Origin of the sequence: Methylobacter sp. S3L5C (assembly GCF_022788635.1) — a bacterium.
Taxonomy (GTDB): domain Bacteria; phylum Pseudomonadota; class Gammaproteobacteria; order Methylococcales; family Methylomonadaceae; genus Methylobacter_C.
The window spans coordinates 3665012-3682971 of the sequence record NZ_CP076024.1 but is presented as its reverse complement, the minus strand read 5'-3'; the positions used below and the strand labels follow the sequence as shown (position 1 = coordinate 3682971).

Here is a 17960-nt window from a genome sequence, read left to right as displayed (position 1 = left end):
TGCTCCAAACGGGTTGATGAAAAGCCTTTAAATATTTTTTATTCACCACGAACGACTGCATGAATGCAGTCGTTCGTGGTGAGAAAACTTAATCTGCCTAAATCTGCTTCATGGTGATATCCAGAGTCAAAATGCGGTAAGCGATTTGCCTCGGCGTCATATTGAGCAGACGAGCGGCTTTGGCTTGCACCCAACCGCTTTGTTCCAGCGCGGCAATCACACGTTCACGATCATCCATGTTTTCATTGCTAAAATCGACCGTAAGGGTCTTTAACGGTTTACTGCTAAAGCCTGCTTGTGCAACTACATCTTCAAGACCCGTATTGACCATCACATCGCGATCAATAATTCCGTTAGAACTCATGATAGCCGCGCGTTCCAGGCAATTTGCCAGTTCGCGGACATTACCGGGCCAGTCGTGTTTCATTAATATCCTGATAGCGCTTTCCTTAATTTCCAACGGGCGTCCATTTTGTTGTTGCGAAATTTTACCGAGCAAAAATTCGGATAATTTAGGGATATCTTCCAGTCTATCCCGTAAGGCCGGCATTTGGATAGGCATGACATTAAGTCGGTAATACAAATCTTCCCTGAAATTGCCATTGGTGACTTCTTCTTCAAGATTACGATTGGTGGCGGCAATAATGCGTACATTGACTTTAATCGTATGCGTTCCACCGACTCGCTCAAATTCACCTTCTTGCAATACGCGTAGCAATTTAGCCTGGAATGAGGCCGAAATATCACCGATTTCATCAAGGAACAGAGTACCGTTATCGGCTAATTCAAAACGGCCTTTACGCAGATTGGTCGCACCGGTAAATGCCCCTTTTTCATGACCAAACAATTCAGACTCTAATAAGGTATCGGGCAGGGCAGCACAGTTCAGTCTTAAAAAGGGGCCACCGGCACAACCCGAATTAAAATGAATGGCATTAGCCACGACCTCTTTACCGGTGCCCGATTCGCCTCGAATCAATACGGTAGTATTCCATTTTGCAACCTGGCGGATTAAATCAAATACTTTTAACATGGGCGATGAGTGGCCAACAATGTTTTCAAAACGATAATTTTTAATTAACGCCAGCTTGAGATGATCGCGTTCGTTTTGCAGGTTAAGCTGTTGGCGCTCAATCACGCGCAACATTTTAACGCTTTGCGCAATCAGGTTGGCTACCATCTCCATAAACCGGGCACGTTCACCCAGGAAAAGACAGTTATCCGGTTGGGCGGCCAATATACCAATGGTATCGCCTTCTTTGATATAAATGGGTGAGCCTATAAAAGGTAACTCAGGGTCATATAATCCCAAGCGACCTAAAAAACGCGGTTCTTCAGATACTTTTTCAACAACAATAGTACAACCCTCATCCAGTATGGCTCCCATTAAACCTTCACCAGGGTTGTATCTGACCGGTTGATTCAGTTTAATGGCCCCGTCAGAGTGCACGGCACTGACTATCATGCTGTTATTTTCTATTTCTTTTAGCGTTATCATTCCTGAGCGCATGCCTGATCTTTTATGAAGTATCTCCAGAACGGCTTGTAATTTTGCATGCAAATCATCGGTGCTGTTTAGTACCTGACTGATAAGGTACAAGGTATCCAGTTCGGCTTCGATTAGTTGTGTACGCTCAGACATTATGTTCCCTATGGGACTCCTGTCTGTGCAGGGGGAAGCTTATTTTTAGCCGGCAGCCCTGATTATAAGTTGCATCGATATCAATAAATCCCTGATGCTGGTTGACAATCTCCTTTGCCATAACTAGTCCCATACCGGCCTGATTACCACCCATGGGACGGGTAGTATAAAAAGGTTCAAATACTTTGGTGCGTTTCTCAAAGGGGATGCCCGGCCCGCTATCTTCAATGTAGACATAAATCAAATCAGCGTCAGCATCCGTAGTAATCTTGAGACGCTGTTCTTCATTGCGAGATGCGCTTATGGCATCAATGGCATTATCTATCAACTGCTTAAACAATATGCGCAGGCGATTTTCAGAACCCAGCATGTTAGGCAGTTCGGACAGTGGTTGCCAATGTACATCGATACCCTTACTCAAAATTTGATGGTCACTGAATAATAATACTTCATGCAAAATTTTATTCAAATTAACCGGAATAACAGCACTTTGCAAAATCTCGGGGATACATTTTTGCATCGTTGCAATGGCTTCTTCACCGGATTGTTGAATCTGTTGCAAACTCTGTAACAGCCCTATATGTTGAATCTCTTTTTTATGCTTTAAAATCTGCTCGGCGGCCTTGATTTGGTTCATAGGCATTTGAATTTGATGCATCGCACCCAGCAATGTTTCCCTGATGCTACGCACACGTTCATCCTCTGACATAAGGGTTTTTAAGGTCTGCAGATGGAGATCTTCGAGCTGTTGGCGTTGCCGGGTGATATCCGTTATTGTCAGTATCAGATACTGTTTTGACGTGTTCTCAAAAAAGGCATCGGCATTAACCGAATTTTCCATAAACCAGTTGCCGGCACAGGAAAACCAGTGAGCCTTGCGACTCCCTTTGCCTTCTATCCTGAATTCACGGTTATTAAAGCCCTGCTCATTACTTTGTATTTGTTGCCATAAGTCGCCCATTTCATCACGCAGCAATTGCAAAAAACAAGTTGCCGGTTCACCTTTAGCCAGATCGGTGACCAATGTTTTATACATGTGATTATCCAAAATTACCCGATCCTGATCATCAATAACCACCATGGCTATAGGGGATGAATTAATCACCGATTCAATCAATAATTTGTGATTAATGATTTTTTTTTCAGATTCATAAGACTGGGTAATATCCCGGTGCATGCCTATGTAGTGAGTAATTGTCCCCCATTCGTTTAGCATTGGGGCTATGGTTAAGTCAGCGAGATAGCGATGACCGGATTTATGTCGGTTACATAACGTTCCATGCCATATTTTCTTGGATCTGATGGTATGCCATAAATCGTAATACAGGGCTCTGGGTGTCGATTTATCTGATAGCAATGATTCGTTTTCCCCGAGAATATCAGCCGATTGGTAACCGGTGACTCTGGAAAATTCTTCATTAACGTAAAGTATGTTGGATTTTTTATCAGTAATAGAAATGGCAATGGGCGCTTGTTCAACTGCTTCAATAAACAAGCCATAAGGGACTTTGTCATCGTCGCAATTACTATAGGCCTCATCCAGAAAATTAGGTGCCAGCTCATCAATAACACGTTCCATATTGGTATGCATCCGTAAATATTGTAATGACTTCTTTTTCATAGATTTATGATTAGTGCTGGAGAGTGACTATAAATTATAGAAAGCAAAAATCATGCCTTTGTTGATAATAGCATTTTGCATTGTTGTCATTCGCCCTACCTATAACTGCTGTCGATTAGCAGCAGCTAAAAAGAGTATAGCGATAAGCATAACTATTTTTGTAGGATTTGCGACATAATTATTTTTATCGGTACGGGTATGTTGGACTTATCACAGTTTTATTGCACTGATATTGTACCGATTGCACAATATCTGCGCGCCAAGCTGGCAATCACCGGTTAATTTTACCTTGGCATAATTGATGCTTCAAGAAATTATAAATGCTGGTATACAGCTCAACCGCGTGGAAAAAACAGTGAGTGAATATCTTTTGCTTTTATTAGGCACGGCTTTAGTCAATAACGTGGTTCTGGTAAAGTTTTTGGGATTATGCCCGTTTATGGGCGTGTCAAAAAAACTGGATGCCGCATTAAGCATGGGACTGGCAACAACGTTTGTGCTGACCTTGGCGGCTATGACCAGCTGGATACTGGAGCATTTTGTGCTCGCGCCATTTAATATCCAGTTTTTGCGCATACTCGCCTTTATTCTGGTGATTGCTGCGGTGGTGCAGTTCACCGAAATGGTCGTGCATAAAACCAGTCCGGTTCTGTATCAAATACTGGGTATTTTCTTGCCGTTGATTACCACTAATTGCGCCGTGTTGGGGGTAGCATTATTAAATGTGCAGGAACAATACGGTTTTATGCAAAGCATGATTTTTGGTTTTGGTTCCGCATTGGGCTTTACCTTGGTCATGGTGCTGTTTGCAGGTTTACGTGAGCGTTTGGCCTTGATGGCAGTTCCGGTGTTATTTGCCGGGACACCGATTGCGTTTATCACCGCCGGTATTTTATCGCTGGCATTTATGGGGTTTGCCGGTCTCGGGTGATATCCGGGAATGAATATATCCTTCGCAGGAAATCGCCTTAACAAAAATGTGACAGGAAAGCAGCCATGTATGTTTTATCCGCGATTATCAGTTTGACCTTGTTAGGTCTGGTTTTAGGTTTTTTATTGGGTATCGCTGCCAAATACTTAAAAGTAGAAAGCAGTCCAATTGTTGATGAACTGGAATCTTTATTGCCCGGTTCACAATGCGGTCAATGCGGTTTTCCTGGTTGCAGGCCTGCCGCAGAAGCGTTGGTCGCAGGTAAAGCGGCTTCTACGATATGCCCTCCCGGTGGCAGTGCCCTGGCCGAACAAATTGCCGCTTTATTGGGACTGGAGCTGGATTTAAGTGCGGTAAAAGAACCTGAATTACTGGTAGCCAGAGTCAGCGAAGCTACCTGCACCGGCTGTACTCGTTGTTTTAAAGTCTGTCCTACCGATGCTATTGTGGGTGCGCCCAAGCAAATTCATGTTGTGGTTGCCGATGCTTGCATAGGTTGCAAAAAATGTATTGAGGTTTGTCCGACTGAATGTTTGCAGATGCACCCGATTGACGTGACCTTGCGTAACTGGCGCTGGACCAAACCTGCTTTACCTGAAGCGAGTAATGCCGTATGTTAAAAAGCTATTTAAACACTGCTGAATTAATTCCTGATGGCGTTGCGAAAGCGCTTAAAAATTTCCTGTATTTGCCTTTTTTTCGCTCTTTTACGCCTTACTCAGAAAGCGGGTCTGACGTTTTTAAACGGCTACCGGATTTTTTCTCAAAACCGCGTATACGGGGTGGTGTGCATGCGGAACAACACAAAACCATAACGGCGACACAAGGCATAGTAACAAATTTCCCGTTACCAAAAAAACTGTATATTCCTCTGCAACAGCATGTCGGCAAACCTGCCGAGCCGTTAATTAAAGTCGGTGATAAAGTACTAAAGGGTCAGCTATTGGCCTACAGTCAAGGTATGATTTCCGCGCCTGTGCATGCACCGAGTTCTGGCATCATTGTTGATGTTAATGATTATCCTGCCCCACATCCATCGGCCTTGCCGATTCGTATGATCGTGCTGGAAACTGACGGTAATGATAAATGGCTGGCAACCAAACCGGTTGCCGATCCGTTCCTGTTAACACCTGAAGATATTAGTTTACGCGTAGGTGCGGCGGGAATTGTCGGTTTGGGCGGCGCAACATTCCCGACAGCGGTTAAGCTTAATATGGGGCGTGAAAATCAGATAGATACGCTGATTATTAATGGGGCAGAATGTGAGCCTTACTTAAGCTGTGACGATCGTTTGATGCAGGAACGTGCCGAACAGATTATCGACGGTGTGCGTTTGATGCTGCATGGCATGGCGGCCGAAAGCGCAGTCGTGGCGATTGAAGATAACAAACCGAAAGCCTATCTTGCTATGCAAGCGGCAGCACAGCCGTACCCGCTAATTAAAGTGATACAAATCCCTACGCGTTATCCGATGGGTTGGGACAGACAATTGATTCGCTATGTGACGGGTAAGGAAGTTCCGGTAGGTTGCCGCTCATCGGAAATCGGTGTGACGATTCATAATGTCGGCACGGCTCATGCTGTTCATAAAGCCATTCGTTACGGACAACCGCTGGTGAGCCGGGTTATTACCGTATCAGGCGGTGCGGTTGCCAGGCCTATGAACGTAGAAGTGCCGTTGGGGACTTTAATCTCGGAACTATTTGGTTTTTGCCAGGTAAATCCGGAGCAAACTGCCCGCATTATCATGGGGGGGCCGATGATGGGTGACTCTTTGCCGCATACGGGATTACCGACGGTCAAGGCCACTAGCGGTATTCTGGCCTTAACCCATGGCGAATTAAAAAATACCGATGAACAGCCGTGTATTCGTTGTGCCAGTTGCATCAGCGTTTGTCCGGCCGGATTACGCCCTTTGGATATGGCGAATAATATCCGTATCAACCAACTGGATATTGCTGTTGATTTAGGCTTAAAGGACTGTATCAGTTGCGGTTGCTGTTCTTACATCTGTCCTTCCAATATTCCTCTGGTGCAATATTTTAAGTATGCTTCCGGTGAAGTCGCAGCCAGACAGCAAGCCCAACATAAATCCGGGCAAACCAAACGCTTGATTGATGATCGTAATTTGCGCATGGAGCGCATCGCCAGGCAACAACACGAAGAAGAGCTGGCACGGATAGCGGCAAAAGCCGAACGGGAAAGGCTAAAAGCCGCGCAGGAGGCAACAACATGATTGCCAATATAAAACCTGGCTGCGGCGCACATGTTGGCGTTAAAGCCAATGTCAGTCATATTATGTGGCAAGTCATGCTGGCTATTACGCCCGCGACTGTCTTTGGACTCTGGTGTTTTGGTTGGCCGGCTTTAAACTTATTCATTATTACCGTGTTATCCGCAGTTTTTTTTGAAGTCTTTTGTCTGCGCCTGGCCGGAAGAGTTGCCAAACCCGTCATTATGGATGGCTCTGCCGTATTGACCGGCTGGTTATTGGCTATGACGCTGCCACCCTGGGCTCCGTGGTGGATTGGGGTGGTTGGTTCCGGACTGGCGATTATTTTGGGTAAACAGGTTTATGGCGGTCTGGGACAAAATCTGTTTAACCCTGCCATGTTGGCCAGAGTCGCCTTGTTAATTTCTTTTCCTGTCGAAATGACGACTTGGGCTAATGTGTCACCATTATTTTTTTCAAGTTCACCGGGGATTATTGAAAGTTGGCATATCACTTTAGCAGGATTGGAAAATATCGATGCAAGCACGGGTGCGACTACGCTGGGATTTACCAAAACTGAATTCTCGCAAAATCGGTTGTTGGTTGATATTTTAAAAGACTATTCCGGGTTTTTTAATTTCATCGGCTGGACACGAGGTAGCCTGGGCGAAACTTCAACGTTGTTACTGGGTTTGGGCGGCTTTTGGTTAATCAGGCAGGGCGTTATTAAATGGTATATTCCTGTCTCTTTATTATTGACTGTCGTGCTGTTATCCGGTTTTTTTCATGTCATGGACGATCAACATTATGTCAGTCCATTTCTACATTTGAGTTCAGGATCATTAATGTTGGTGGCATTTTTTATAGCGACTGACTATGTTACCTCTCCCAACACCAAAGCAGGGCAATTGGTATTTGGTGCAGGTTGCGGGCTTTTTATTTTCGTCATTCGTAGCTGGGGAGCCTATCCGGAAGGCGCCGGGTTTGCGGTATTGTTGATGAATGCTGCGACACCGCTGATAGATCATTACATACGCCCCAGAATTTACGGGCGCGATCGCAAAGGCAAGCCTCTTGAAATTCCAAAATCGTAAGTTTTACAATGATTAAGCTAGAGCGTAAACCATGAAACTTGACCCCGCAACACGTCAACGCTTACAAGATAAAATTGCCGTTTACAGGGAATTTATAAAAAACTGGTTGGAGCCTGCCAATCTGGCACGTCTTAGACCCCGGTTGGAGTTTCAAACGGGTATTTTAGCCGGCTTTGCCTTACTGGCCAGTATCTTGCTGGGTGTTACCAATTGCAGTACGCAAGGCACCATTCAACAGCGTCTTGATGAAGATTTAAACAAATCGCTGCAAGAAGTGGTACCCGCCAGTCTTTATGATAATGACTTACGGCAAGACACATTAACGATATCGTCTGCTGACTATAATATCGGCGCTGACAAAACCACCGTGTATCTGGCTAAAAAATCCGGGCAAGTGACTGCTGTGTGCTTTAAATTTAGTGCGCCTGACGGCTATTCGGGCCCAATAAACATGATTATGGGGCTGGATCGGGATGGTAATATTTTGGGCGTGCGCGTTCTTGCTCACAAAGAAACACCGGGTTTGGGCGACAAAATTGAAGTCGCTAAATCAGACTGGATATTGAGCTTTGTCGGTCACTCTTTGGACAATTTAACGTCGTCACAATGGACGGTTAAAAAAGATGGCGGCATTTTCGACCAATTTGCCGGTGCAACCATCACCCCTCGCAAGTCAGTACAAGCGACTTATCGCGGCTTGCAATGGTTTAAAGCCCATCAAGCACAACTCATTAATCCCTGAGGAAACCGTCATGTTACTATCAGAAACTTATCGTAAGATCGCTATTGATGGAATCTGGAACAATAATATTGTTTTCGGACAAAACCTGGCGCTGTGTCCTTTACTGGCAGTAACCGGAACAGCAACCAATGGCTTGGGGATGGGTATCGCTACACTGGTTGTTATCACGGCATCCAATGGCCTTATTTCATTAACCCGGCACTTAATTCCCGGTGAAATTCGCATCCCGATTTTTGTGTTGCTTATCGCCACCTTAGTGACCTTGGTGGATATTTTAATGAATGCGTGGGCGCATGAACTTTATAAAGTACTGGGCCTGTTCATTGCCTTGATTGTTACCAATTGCGCGCTGTTAGGTCGGGCCGAAGCCTTTGCCTCCAAGCAACCGGTAAAGGCTGCTTTATGGGATGGCCTGATGATGGGGCTGGGCTTTACCCTTGTCCTTGTCGCCCTTGGCGGGCTAAGAGAAATAAGTTCTGCAGGTACGCTATTTGCTAATGCTTCATTGTTACTGGGTGAGTCGTTTAAGTTTCTGGAAGTGACTGTTATCCCTAACTACAAAGGCTTTTTATTAATGGCACTACCTCCGGGCGGCTTCATTATGCTGGCTTTTTTGATTGTCGGTAAGCGCTTGATAGATCAAAAGCTTGCGCTGAGAAAAGTCCCAGTCGCTTTATTTCACGAAGCAACAACTGAATAAAAAAATTAAGGAATTATTATGAATGTCGGAGTTTGTTATGCAGAAGTCGACAGGCAGTTATGGATGCGCCTGGAAGTGCCCGATAGCAGTACGATACAGGAAGCAATTAATCTCTCGGGCTTGTTAAAACTCTACCCTGACATAAACCTGGATAACCAAAAAGTTGGCATATTCGGTAAAATTGCGGCATTGGATACTCTTGTCAAGGAAGGAGATCGAGTGGAAATTTATCGGCAGATAACCGTTGATCCGCAAACTGTGCAACGGCGCAGACGCTAATATCAGTTAGTAATAATGATCACTATTAGAACTGCAAAACCATCCGACATTCCACAACTTGTTGCGCTCTTAAAAGTACTTTTTAGTATCGAGGCAGATTTTGCGTTTGATCAGAATAAACAGGGGCATGGCTTGACGCTACTGTTAAAAAGTGAAAAAGATTGTATTTTGGTTGCGCAATTACAAAGTGATAATAGAATATTGGGTATGTGTACGGTACAAACATTGCTTTCAACGGCGGAAGGCGGCGCCGTTGGTTTACTTGAAGACCTGATTGTTGCAGCAGACTTTCGTCGTCAGGGTATAGCGGAAAAATTGATTGCAGGCGCTGTTGATTGGGCTGAGGTTAAGGGACTTAAACGTCTGCAGTTATTGGCGGATAAAAATAACCGGTCGGCTTTGGATTTTTATGAAAAACAGGGCTGGCAATCGACACAGTTGGTTTGCTTGAGAAAGCGTTAACGATTGTTCCGCTACCTTTTAATGCTATGCGTGGAAAGGGACAAGAGGGTATTTCAAGGTAACAGCTCCGCCAACAGAACCACCGGATGTATAACCTTATTCCGGGGCAGTCCTGTAGTTAAATGTAAGGCACAACCGATGTTGGTCGATACCAGAAAGTCTGCTTTGGTTTGTTCAAAGTGAGCCAGTTTGATATTTCTGAGTGGCTCGGCTATTTCGGGATGGGTCAGCATATGAACGCCACCGGCACCACAGCAGATTTGATTCTCGGGTAACGAAATTACGGTTATTTCAGGAATTTTTTCCAGTAAGGCATAGACGTGCTGATGCCGGCTCCAAGCGTCCTTGTTCCCAAGCTCCGGTTTGGGAACGTTACGTTGGCTACAGGGTTCATGTACGGCGACTTTCCTCGCGTTAGCGTGGGGCTCTTTCAGTTTGATATCGTCCGGCCAGTGCCTGTTTAGAAATTCGGTAATATCGAACAGGTTGTTACTGAAATTTTTTGGGGCATCACCAGCTTTTTGCTCATATTCATTCAGCATCAAGCCACAGCCACTGGCAGTGAAGATAATGGCTTCAATATCCAGTGAATTGAATACATCAATGTTGAGTGTCGCCATTTTATCGGCGATGTCGGTTTTTCCTTGATGTTGATGAATGGCACCGCAACAGGTTTGTGCTTTTGGAACAAGAACATCAAAACCGATAACATTTAACAATTTAACTGCAGCAAGCAAGGTTTTGCGGTCAAAATGATCACTGATGCAGCCGGTAAACAAGGCCACATTGCCACGGTGTTGCTTGTCTGTGGGATAGCGCCGGGCCAGATTGCTGATGTCGGCTTCCGGCATTAGCAACTCCGCCTTATCAAGTTTAAACAGCCGAAGTAAAGCGGTTTTTCTTAACAGAAACTGTAATCCGGTTTTTTGATATAGCCGGATAATGACAGTTGCTGCAGTCAACAAGGCTTTATGTTCAATCAATTTAAAACCTATTGTTGTAAGAAAATTGCCGCGCCTGTCTAAAGCATTTGTCTGGCAACGTTGTTCACGAGCGAGATCAAACAAATGACCGTAAGCCATTTTACCGGGGCAGATTGTTTCGCAGGCTCGGCACTGGGTACAATTGTTCAGGTGCTTGAGCTCTTTATCGGAAACAGCCGTATTTTCATTAATGATTTTATCGATGGTACGCAGACGGCTACGTGGTGTTTCTGCTTCAATCCGGAATAGTTTATACGTCGGACACAAGCTGATACAGAGTCCACAACGCATACACTCTGTTGCATCGGGTATATATAAACCGTCTTGAGGATAAATGACGTTATCGCTGGAGTAATCGTCAATAAATTCAAACATGGCTATGATTCCATTACCAGTACATAAGCGCGGCGTAATAATTCCAATTCTGCCGGCGGCCTGTTTCTTAGTTCAGTCAATGTTCTTAATTGACAGCCTTTGTCAGCCATCAACTGGCGGGGAGGATCCAGCATAGTAAAATGCGCCAGATAAACAGTGATGATGCCATCCGGGGTATCAACCTGTTCCCGATAACCGGTATCAGCTTGCAGAAGATTGGCCGGTAAGCCCATGATATTGCTGATAGTGCTCACGACGATAGCAGGAGGTGTGTGTACGATAGTCAGAGACAGTTCATCTTCTTCCAGAACCGAAGACCTTGCGGGTAAAGGGGAGGGCTTGCACACACTGCCGTCAGGATGTTGCACGAACAGGGTCAGAGCGCTGATGGCACCATTATAATAAAGGATAAGCCGGCTGCGATTTAAGAAGTCGGTCATGATGGCTCTCTGTGATGGATATCCCACAGGCACTTATAACTGATGTCCAGATGCGAAAGGCGCGTTGTGACTTGATGCAGTTGGTTAAAATCAGGAAACCGGCCATTTTTGCCACCGGCATACCACTGCTCCATGGCTAACGTCAGTTGTTGTTTTTCAGCATAGTCATGACTTATCCGGTTTTTCAGCCAAGTCATGCTGTTATCCGGCGTTAACTCAACTATCCGGTAACGGGCACCGTTTTCAAAAATGCGTACGCCGCCGCCTTCTGCCGCAGTCTGGTACAGTTTTACCGGATCGACAATTTCCAAACCTGCCAGATAATTGATGCCAAACTCATGCCATTGCGGTAACCACGGCACTGTGGGTCCCATCAATACGGTAGTCGCGTTTTGTGCCAGTTCGGCAAGACGCGGGAAAGTTTTATTGGTGATCGAACTGGCCGTTAAAAATACCCAGTCAGCATCGGGCAATAAAAATTCGCAGGCGGGATCAGGGTAATCGTTGTACAGCGGTTGGCGTTCCAGAATACTCAGGTTGATTTGTTCAGCGTAACGTTCAATACCCGGATAACGACCAACCACAACGACTTTTTTATCTTTAAGTTGGGGCAGGAAATGTTCAAAAACGGCCAGATTACCCCTGTCTGTAGCCGCCAGCAGGGTTATGCCCGATGGTAATTCAAAACGGTTTAAGCTACAATTTATAGCCGCCATGCCTACAGTCGCTTTGTAAGGTTCCCAATCCGTAATCCATTCGGCCAGTTCACCCAGCGTTTTACCGGCCAATGATCCTGGCCATGACAAGGTTCGGGTTGGCATGCCGGGACTCATTGCCAAACCCAGTTGCCCTGTTTTACACACGGTCCAAACCAAACCAATGGTAACTTCCTTGACGGCGATGTCACTATCGGCGTGATCCAGTAATAGCTGATATATTCGTGAGAGTTTGTTCATATCGGTTAGTCGGGTATTTGTAATAACTTGGCTTCAGCTTTAATATTTTCAGCTTTACCCCAGGCAGTAACGCCTTCAACAAACCATTTAGATTTACCCGGATGGGTTTTGATTACATCATATTCCGCGTAAAAGGTGCCGTCACTATTAAATTGCAGCCTGCCGATGCGTAATTTTTTAAACTCATCGTACCAATAGCAGGTTAAGTTATGTTCTCCCGTATAAGGGTCTTTAATAAGTACATAACTGGCTTCATCGTAATGTGGATAGTGTTTGATCTCTCCAGGTGGAAAACCCAGCTTGTTGATTTCTTCACTCAGTCGCTGGCAGATACATTCCGCCAAATAATGATGCTTGGTGATGTGTGCAGATAAATCCATCGGCCTACCAGATTTCTGCAGGAACCATCAAACTGATAACGGGAGTACCACCGAGCAGATGCTGATCGATAATGGTTTTGACGTCAGCTTTTTTCAGGTTTCCGTACATAATACCTTCCGGATAAACCAGGACACTGGGACCCATCATACAAGGTCCCATGCAGCCGGTATTGGTCAGACCAATTTTTTCAAATAAATTTTGGCTTTGTATTTCATTCATGAATTCATTCATGATTTCGGCACAATCCTTACTGGCACAAGAACCTCTGGGATGTCCTTGTGGGCGGTTTTGTGTGCAAACAAATACATGTTTTTCTGGTTTTGGCATGATCGTGATCCTGATATAAAATTAAGAGCTACAAACGTTTTCGTGTCTTTTGTGGATCAATGCTTGTTATGATAATGTTAAGCCGCTTGTTTATGTATATGAGTAAAACAGTCTTTCGGGCATACTTTGGAGCAAGCTTCGCAGCCGATGCAATCAAGGCCGTTTTTTATACTCATGACCATGCTGTTGTCGTCATCGTCTTCAAAATCGCCATAATCGTCATCAAAATCCTCTGGATTAAGGGCTTCGGTCTTTTCAACCAAATCAAAAACATCACGTGGGCAGACTTTAAAACAACGGCCACAACCGATACAGGTGTTTTGATTGATGTCAGTTACATAAGCAGGCGTCCATTGGGTACCGCCAAAGGTTACGCCGGTTACAAATTCAGACATGATTAATCTCCCGGTTAAGCCGCTTCAGATTGGGCGGCATTCAATTTTTGAGTGGCTTCATCCCATGCTTTGCAGGCATCGTAGGTCGCTTGTGCAATCCCCATTATTTCATCGTAAGCATCAGGTAAGCGGTCTTCAATCAGATCATGTAATTCCATCGCCTGTTCGCTGGCCAGGCGTTTGGTTTTTTTGACATTTTTTTCCAACTTTTTCAAGTCTTCAGGGCTCATGGAAATACTCCTTAATCGGTAGCTGCGTTGTTATATTTTTCGATTAATCCGAGTGCTTTCTCTATCGCTTTATCACTTTTTTCGCACAGATCTTCCAGGCTTGAAAAGCCAAACCGATGGGTATCGCGTAATACTTTGTCGACGACAATTAATCTTCCCACCATGATTAATGCGCGTCCAAACCCTTCATGGGTAACGTTAATCATAGGTGCTGCCATTAAGCCGGTCTTTTTTTCAATCAGTGTCGCGAGTGAGTTGTAATAGGCTTTTAAACGGGCAATAGTTATTTCTTCAGGGTCACCGATAACCGGAATTTTCTGTTTGCGTTCTTTGGTTAATACGACCGGATCAATAATTTTTGCTTCCGACCAACCGTCATAAGTATCATAGGTATCTATGGCACGTAATTGTTTAATATAATCTTTGACAATGTCGGAAGTTAAATTAACATCATTTTCTTGTACGACTAATTCAGCAGTGGCCATTTTTTTCTCCGTTAAATAAAAAGTGAGTAGGGTACGCATTGCGTCCCTTTTTCAAAGTTATAGAAGGTACGCGGTGCGTACCCTACATTATTCATCCCAACCTTCATCCTCCATTTTCTTAAAGCGATCAGGATCCGGACTTTTATGTAGATTAATGGCTTTTGCCAACCAATTTGAAGGTCCGGCTTTTATTTCATTTTGCAGATCAATGATTAAGTCTTTAATCTTGCTGTTTTCATGTACTTTAACGGGTTGTATATTTTTCAGGATAAGCTGATTAATCGCTGAGCCACCAATGGCTTGGCAATAAACGGCAGCACAACCTTTCAGTAAATCAATCTTGACGGACAATTTATCTTCGGCAATTGCTCCCTGCATTGCTCTACCTCCTGCATCCCTGCAGTCGTCGTTACCATCCTGATTAAGCTCGCCAAACTGGGCGGCTTCCAGCAGTTCTGAATTATTCCTATCGACGGCATAGACCGCAAAGGATTTTGCCGAACCGAAATGCTGATTAACCGTTTCCATATCGGTAGTAGCAAAAGCGACTTTTATTGCTGTTTCCATAAGATTCCTTTTATCAATAGATTGCACAACGTGCATACGTCGGGTTAATGACATGACAGCGCTTTACTTGAATGAAGTTCGGTGAGTTCGCTGGCCGGTTTTTGGGCATATATGGAATGGTAAACCGGTATTTCTTCATGCGAATAATTGATGACCAGATTGGCTAAATCGAACAGCGTTTGCCTAGTGCCGCGATAACCTACCCAAGTTTTTTGATAACCGCCAATAATGTCGAACAACGGAAATCCAGCCCTTAAAATAGGTACGCCGAGTCTTTGGGCCGTATCAACCGCATGAGAATTGCCAATCACCAGTTGAACTTTATTGGTTTTACCAATAATTTCCATATCTTCAAGATCGCCAATTTTAATACTGGCAACGGGAATACGCGCCAACAAAGGCACGTTGCACGACGTGACCGCAGCAACAACTTCAGCGCCCATTTCCTGAACCAGATCAACAAATGCCCCCAGTAAATCGCCATCGGCGGCGATCCCAATCCTTAACTGACCCAGCATAAAGTGGGTATCCAACATGGTATCCTGCAATTGTGACCGCTGCCGTTCAATGCGTTCAGGCACCTTTCGGCCGCTGATTTCAGCCAATGCGCTGATCAGTGCATCATTGGCTTTCAAGCCGTAAAGATGATCCAGGCTAACCGTTGGCACGCCGGTTCTTTCTTCCAGTAATTCTGCCGCTTTACAAAGAGAGGCACCAATAACTACAGTTGCCAAGGCATCGCCCAGCGTTGTCATTTCTGACAAAGGGGTACCGCCAATAGTCACCGGGCTAAAATCTTCATCCGTCAAACAGCCATCCAGCGAATCAGAAATATCAGGTACAAAAACAGGTCTGAGCTGGAATTGCTCAAATATATCCCGAAGTGCTTCCAGGTCGCCCGGTGTTAGTGTGTAATTTGCCAAAACATTAACCTGACGTTTGCGTGTGCCCGGGCAAGTCCCTGCATCTTTGGCATCCGGCACTAAAGCACGGATTATTTCCGTGAGTGTCGCGGCGTAGCCCGTCTCAACACTGCCGGTAAAATCAGGGGTATTGACAGCGACGACGGCAATGTCGGCAAATTCCGGGTTAGCTTCTCTAAATTCCCTGACATTACGGTGTACATCAGCGCCTTGGGTTTCTGCCAGTCCCGTCGTCAAAATAGTGATCAGGGCAGGGCGTGATTTTTCTGCAATGGTTCTAATACCCTCACGTACATTTTCGTCGGCACCCATAACCGAACTACCCTGATCCATTGCCGTACTTTGCAACGGAATGGGCTCTCTGAAATGACGAACAAAAAATACTTTGGCAAAAGCGGTGCAACCTTGCGAGCCATGCAGCATGGGTATTGAGCGATTAAACCCCAGTGTAGCCAGGGAACCGCCTATGGGCTGGCTGGCTTTCAGCGGATTTACGGATAGGGCTTTGTTTCTTTTCAGGATATCAACCATGTGCGACCTCTTGTTCCAGGGCGGGCAGGCTTTTTTGCCGACCGGCATCTTGGTATTTTTTCCAGGGTGCCGGTGCCCTGACGGCATCCCATACCGGACTTTCAATAGTCAGTGCCAATTGGCGCACCAGTTCCAGCATGCCCTGATAGCCTTCATAACCAAATTCACGTTCCTGATTAATATCCAAAAACGGTACTTTGGCTTTTAAAGCCGTATACATATTGCGACCTCCGGCGATCAGAATATCGGCCTGATAATCATGGACGATTTTCAGTAACGCTCTGGGGCTGCCGTCATCAATCATGACGGTATCTTCACCCATTAATTCACGTATTCTGGCTTTATCTTCTTCAGTAGATTTCTTGGTGCCGGTAGCAACCACCACCATGCCTAAATCTTGCAGGGCTGAAATGACTGACCAGCTTTTTACGCCGCCAGTAAACAACAACACCCGCTTGCCTTTGAGGCGGGCTTTCCAGGGTTCAAGTTCTGCTCTGACACGGGTTTCTTCACGCTTTATCAGTGCTTGGGTACGTGCGGTTAAATCGGTATCGTTTAGCGCTTTGGCGAAATCCGTTAATGCCTGGCTGGTGTCGGTAATGCCGTAAAAACTGCCTTCAAACCACGGTGTACCGTATTGTTGCTGTAACTTGCGGGCGACATTTACCATTGCTTTTGAGCACACCATCATATTGACTTCGGCTTTGTGCATGGTTTGCACTTCACGAAAGCGTGCGTCACCCGACAGCGTACACAATACGCGCAAACCCAATTCATCCAGTAACGGTAAAACATGCCAGAATTCACCGGCAATATTATATTCACCGACCAGATTAACGTCATGAACCTTAATACCGGAATGCGCTGCGATTTTAGGCAGTGGATCAGGATCTCGCGTACCAATCACATGATTAACCATCGCGTCACCGGCAATGCGGTTACCCAGATTTTTGGTGCCGTAAAACCCGGCACAATCAATGGGCACTACCGGAACGCCCCAGAGCTCCTGAGCAGATTTACAGACCGCAGTAATATCATCGCCAATTAACGCCGGAACACAGGTGTTATAAATAAACACCGCAGGCGGAGCGTAAGTGTCGATTGCCTGTTTAATGGCATGGAACAAACGTTTTTCCGCGCGACCCATAATAATGTCTTGTTCGGTTAAATCAGTGGTCATACCAATGCGATATAAATCCGCTCCGGAAGATCGCGTCCCCCGGTTATCCCACGAACTACCGGCACAGGCAATAGGCCCGTGGACGATATGAGCAACATCGGCAATAGGCAGCAAGGCAATCTGGGCACCGTCAAAAGCACAGCCACCCGCAGAAGCTCCGGGTTTGGGCTTGGCGCAGCCTGACTTTTCCTTTTTGTTATGCTCACAGGCAGGTTCATCCAGTAGCGCAGCAATATCTTTTGTTGATTTCATGGTTGCTTATATCCGATAGCCTTGTTTATATTGATCATAGCAAAGCTTATGCCATTATTATAAGCAATTGAATATATTGGCTTTTATGGGTATTTTTTTTGTAGTAAAACTTACAAAGCAGCTGGGTCCGTTATTACAAACAGATTTATTGGAGCAATAGTGACGGTGATGATGGCGGTTGCTGCGCCAGCCAAATTAGAAAGTTGAATGTAAAAGTAAAGGTTCTGGTTAGCAGAGGTAATTCCATTGCAG

At 45.3% G+C, this 17960-nt stretch carries 21 protein-coding genes; 8 read left to right on the top strand and 13 right to left on the bottom strand.

What is annotated here, in order from left to right:
- Window positions 1-97: 97 nt before the first annotated feature.
- Together nifA and nifL are read right to left on the bottom strand one after the other, a co-directional pair.
- The gene (nifA, locus tag KKZ03_RS16645) at window positions 98-1642 is read right to left on the bottom strand and encodes a nif-specific transcriptional activator NifA (RefSeq protein ID WP_243217912.1); all 1545 of its coding nucleotides are present in this window, start codon (window positions 1640-1642) and stop codon (window positions 98-100) included.
- Window positions 1635-3263, bottom strand: a complete 1629-nt coding sequence (gene nifL, locus KKZ03_RS16640) for a nitrogen fixation negative regulator NifL (RefSeq protein WP_243217911.1) — start codon at window positions 3261-3263, stop codon at window positions 1635-1637. Before nifL ends, nifA begins: the two co-directional genes overlap by 8 nt.
- 355 nt (window positions 3264-3618) lie before the next feature.
- Here nifL and rsxA point away from each other — a divergent pair, with 355 nt between their 5' ends.
- The 8 genes from rsxA to KKZ03_RS16600 all read left to right on the top strand — a co-directional run bounded on the left by rsxA (window position 3619) and on the right by KKZ03_RS16600 (window position 9683).
- Window positions 3619-4194: an electron transport complex subunit RsxA gene (rsxA, locus tag KKZ03_RS16635; protein ID WP_243217910.1), complete on the top strand. Its 576-nt coding sequence runs from the start codon at window positions 3619-3621 to the stop codon at window positions 4192-4194.
- A 65-nt stretch (window positions 4195-4259) separates the two neighbouring features.
- Window positions 4260-4814 (top strand): RnfABCDGE type electron transport complex subunit B, encoded by a 555-nt coding sequence (locus tag KKZ03_RS16630; RefSeq protein ID WP_243217909.1) that lies wholly within the window; start codon window positions 4260-4262, stop codon window positions 4812-4814.
- Entirely contained in the window at window positions 4808-6430 is a 1623-nt protein-coding gene (rsxC, locus tag KKZ03_RS16625; protein WP_243217908.1) for an electron transport complex subunit RsxC, read from the top strand. Before KKZ03_RS16630 ends, rsxC begins: the two co-directional genes overlap by 7 nt.
- Window positions 6427-7500, top strand: a complete 1074-nt coding sequence (locus tag KKZ03_RS16620) for an RnfABCDGE type electron transport complex subunit D (protein ID WP_243217907.1) — start codon at window positions 6427-6429, stop codon at window positions 7498-7500. Before rsxC ends, KKZ03_RS16620 begins: the two co-directional genes overlap by 4 nt.
- 31 nt (window positions 7501-7531) lie before the next feature.
- Window positions 7532-8242 (top strand): electron transport complex subunit RsxG, encoded by a 711-nt coding sequence (rsxG, locus tag KKZ03_RS16615; RefSeq protein WP_243217906.1) that lies wholly within the window; start codon window positions 7532-7534, stop codon window positions 8240-8242.
- 10 nt (window positions 8243-8252) lie between these two features.
- Window positions 8253-8942 carry an electron transport complex subunit E gene (locus KKZ03_RS16610; RefSeq protein WP_243217905.1) on the top strand — a complete coding sequence of 230 codons (690 nt, stop codon included), beginning with the start codon at window positions 8253-8255 and terminating at the stop codon, window positions 8940-8942.
- 18 nt (window positions 8943-8960) lie between these two features.
- Window positions 8961-9221, top strand: coding sequence for an RnfH family protein (locus KKZ03_RS16605; protein ID WP_243217904.1), 261 nt, complete (start codon window positions 8961-8963; stop codon window positions 9219-9221).
- A 15-nt stretch (window positions 9222-9236) separates the two neighbouring features.
- Window positions 9237-9683, top strand: a complete 447-nt coding sequence (locus KKZ03_RS16600; protein WP_243217903.1) for a GNAT family N-acetyltransferase — start codon at window positions 9237-9239, stop codon at window positions 9681-9683.
- 53 nt (window positions 9684-9736) lie between these two features.
- Here the strand turns inward: KKZ03_RS16600 and KKZ03_RS16595 are convergent, their stop codons facing one another.
- From KKZ03_RS16595 to nifE, 11 genes are all read right to left on the bottom strand, one after another.
- Window positions 9737-11041 (bottom strand): (Fe-S)-binding protein, encoded by a 1305-nt coding sequence (locus KKZ03_RS16595; protein WP_243217902.1) that lies wholly within the window; start codon window positions 11039-11041, stop codon window positions 9737-9739.
- 2 nt (window positions 11042-11043) lie between these two features.
- Window positions 11044-11481 (bottom strand): hypothetical protein, encoded by a 438-nt coding sequence (locus KKZ03_RS16590; RefSeq protein ID WP_243217901.1) that lies wholly within the window; start codon window positions 11479-11481, stop codon window positions 11044-11046.
- Window positions 11478-12437 carry a DUF364 domain-containing protein gene (locus KKZ03_RS16585; protein WP_243217900.1) on the bottom strand — a complete coding sequence of 320 codons (960 nt, stop codon included), beginning with the start codon at window positions 12435-12437 and terminating at the stop codon, window positions 11478-11480. The genes KKZ03_RS16590 and KKZ03_RS16585 overlap by 4 nt, the downstream gene beginning before the upstream one ends.
- 5 nt (window positions 12438-12442) lie before the next feature.
- Window positions 12443-12817 carry a hypothetical protein gene (locus KKZ03_RS16580; protein WP_243217899.1) on the bottom strand — a complete coding sequence of 125 codons (375 nt, stop codon included), beginning with the start codon at window positions 12815-12817 and terminating at the stop codon, window positions 12443-12445.
- A gap of 4 nt (window positions 12818-12821) precedes the next feature.
- Window positions 12822-13160, bottom strand: coding sequence for a ferredoxin (locus tag KKZ03_RS16575; protein WP_371744905.1), 339 nt, complete (start codon window positions 13158-13160; stop codon window positions 12822-12824).
- Window positions 13161-13222: 62 nt separating this feature from the next.
- Entirely contained in the window at window positions 13223-13540 is a 318-nt protein-coding gene (fdxB, locus tag KKZ03_RS16570) for a ferredoxin III, nif-specific (protein ID WP_243217897.1), read from the bottom strand.
- Window positions 13541-13554: 14 nt separating this feature from the next.
- Complete coding sequence (locus KKZ03_RS16565; RefSeq protein WP_243217896.1) at window positions 13555-13770, bottom strand: CCE_0567 family metalloprotein; 216 nt, start codon at window positions 13768-13770, stop codon at window positions 13555-13557.
- A gap of 11 nt (window positions 13771-13781) precedes the next feature.
- Complete coding sequence (locus tag KKZ03_RS16560) at window positions 13782-14255, bottom strand: NifX-associated nitrogen fixation protein (protein ID WP_243217895.1); 474 nt, start codon at window positions 14253-14255, stop codon at window positions 13782-13784.
- Between the two features lie 87 nt (window positions 14256-14342).
- Window positions 14343-14876 (bottom strand): NifB/NifX family molybdenum-iron cluster-binding protein, encoded by a 534-nt coding sequence (locus KKZ03_RS16555; RefSeq protein WP_243217894.1) that lies wholly within the window; start codon window positions 14874-14876, stop codon window positions 14343-14345.
- Window positions 14867-16276, bottom strand: a complete 1410-nt coding sequence (nifN, locus tag KKZ03_RS16550; RefSeq protein WP_243217893.1) for a nitrogenase iron-molybdenum cofactor biosynthesis protein NifN — start codon at window positions 16274-16276, stop codon at window positions 14867-14869. The genes KKZ03_RS16555 and nifN overlap by 10 nt, the downstream gene beginning before the upstream one ends.
- Window positions 16269-17708 (bottom strand): nitrogenase iron-molybdenum cofactor biosynthesis protein NifE, encoded by a 1440-nt coding sequence (gene nifE, locus KKZ03_RS16545; RefSeq protein WP_243217892.1) that lies wholly within the window; start codon window positions 17706-17708, stop codon window positions 16269-16271. Before nifE ends, nifN begins: the two co-directional genes overlap by 8 nt.
- Between the last annotated feature and the right edge of the window lie 252 nt (window positions 17709-17960).

Coding starts and splice junctions, on each gene's coding strand:
- nifA (WP_243217912.1), bottom strand. CDS start 1,642: ATGTCTGAGCGTACACAACTAATCGAAGCCGAACTGGATACCTTGTAC.
- nifL (WP_243217911.1), bottom strand. CDS start 3,263: ATGAAAAAGAAGTCATTACAATATTTACGGATGCATACCAATATGGAA.
- KKZ03_RS16630 (WP_243217909.1), top strand. CDS start 4,260: ATGTATGTTTTATCCGCGATTATCAGTTTGACCTTGTTAGGTCTGGTT.
- rsxC (WP_243217908.1), top strand. CDS start 4,808: ATGTTAAAAAGCTATTTAAACACTGCTGAATTAATTCCTGATGGCGTT.
- KKZ03_RS16620 (WP_243217907.1), top strand. CDS start 6,427: ATGATTGCCAATATAAAACCTGGCTGCGGCGCACATGTTGGCGTTAAA.
- rsxG (WP_243217906.1), top strand. CDS start 7,532: ATGAAACTTGACCCCGCAACACGTCAACGCTTACAAGATAAAATTGCC.
- KKZ03_RS16610 (WP_243217905.1), top strand. CDS start 8,253: ATGTTACTATCAGAAACTTATCGTAAGATCGCTATTGATGGAATCTGG.
- KKZ03_RS16605 (WP_243217904.1), top strand. CDS start 8,961: ATGAATGTCGGAGTTTGTTATGCAGAAGTCGACAGGCAGTTATGGATG.
- KKZ03_RS16600 (WP_243217903.1), top strand. CDS start 9,237: ATGATCACTATTAGAACTGCAAAACCATCCGACATTCCACAACTTGTT.
- KKZ03_RS16595 (WP_243217902.1), bottom strand. CDS start 11,041: ATGTTTGAATTTATTGACGATTACTCCAGCGATAACGTCATTTATCCT.
- KKZ03_RS16590 (WP_243217901.1), bottom strand. CDS start 11,481: ATGACCGACTTCTTAAATCGCAGCCGGCTTATCCTTTATTATAATGGT.
- KKZ03_RS16585 (WP_243217900.1), bottom strand. CDS start 12,437: ATGAACAAACTCTCACGAATATATCAGCTATTACTGGATCACGCCGAT.
- KKZ03_RS16580 (WP_243217899.1), bottom strand. CDS start 12,817: ATGGATTTATCTGCACACATCACCAAGCATCATTATTTGGCGGAATGT.
- fdxB (WP_243217897.1), bottom strand. CDS start 13,540: ATGTCTGAATTTGTAACCGGCGTAACCTTTGGCGGTACCCAATGGACG.
- KKZ03_RS16565 (WP_243217896.1), bottom strand. CDS start 13,770: ATGAGCCCTGAAGACTTGAAAAAGTTGGAAAAAAATGTCAAAAAAACC.
- KKZ03_RS16560 (WP_243217895.1), bottom strand. CDS start 14,255: ATGGCCACTGCTGAATTAGTCGTACAAGAAAATGATGTTAATTTAACT.
- KKZ03_RS16555 (WP_243217894.1), bottom strand. CDS start 14,876: ATGTCATTAACCCGACGTATGCACGTTGTGCAATCTATTGATAAAAGG.
- nifN (WP_243217893.1), bottom strand. CDS start 16,276: ATGGTTGATATCCTGAAAAGAAACAAAGCCCTATCCGTAAATCCGCTG.
- nifE (WP_243217892.1), bottom strand. CDS start 17,708: ATGAAATCAACAAAAGATATTGCTGCGCTACTGGATGAACCTGCCTGT.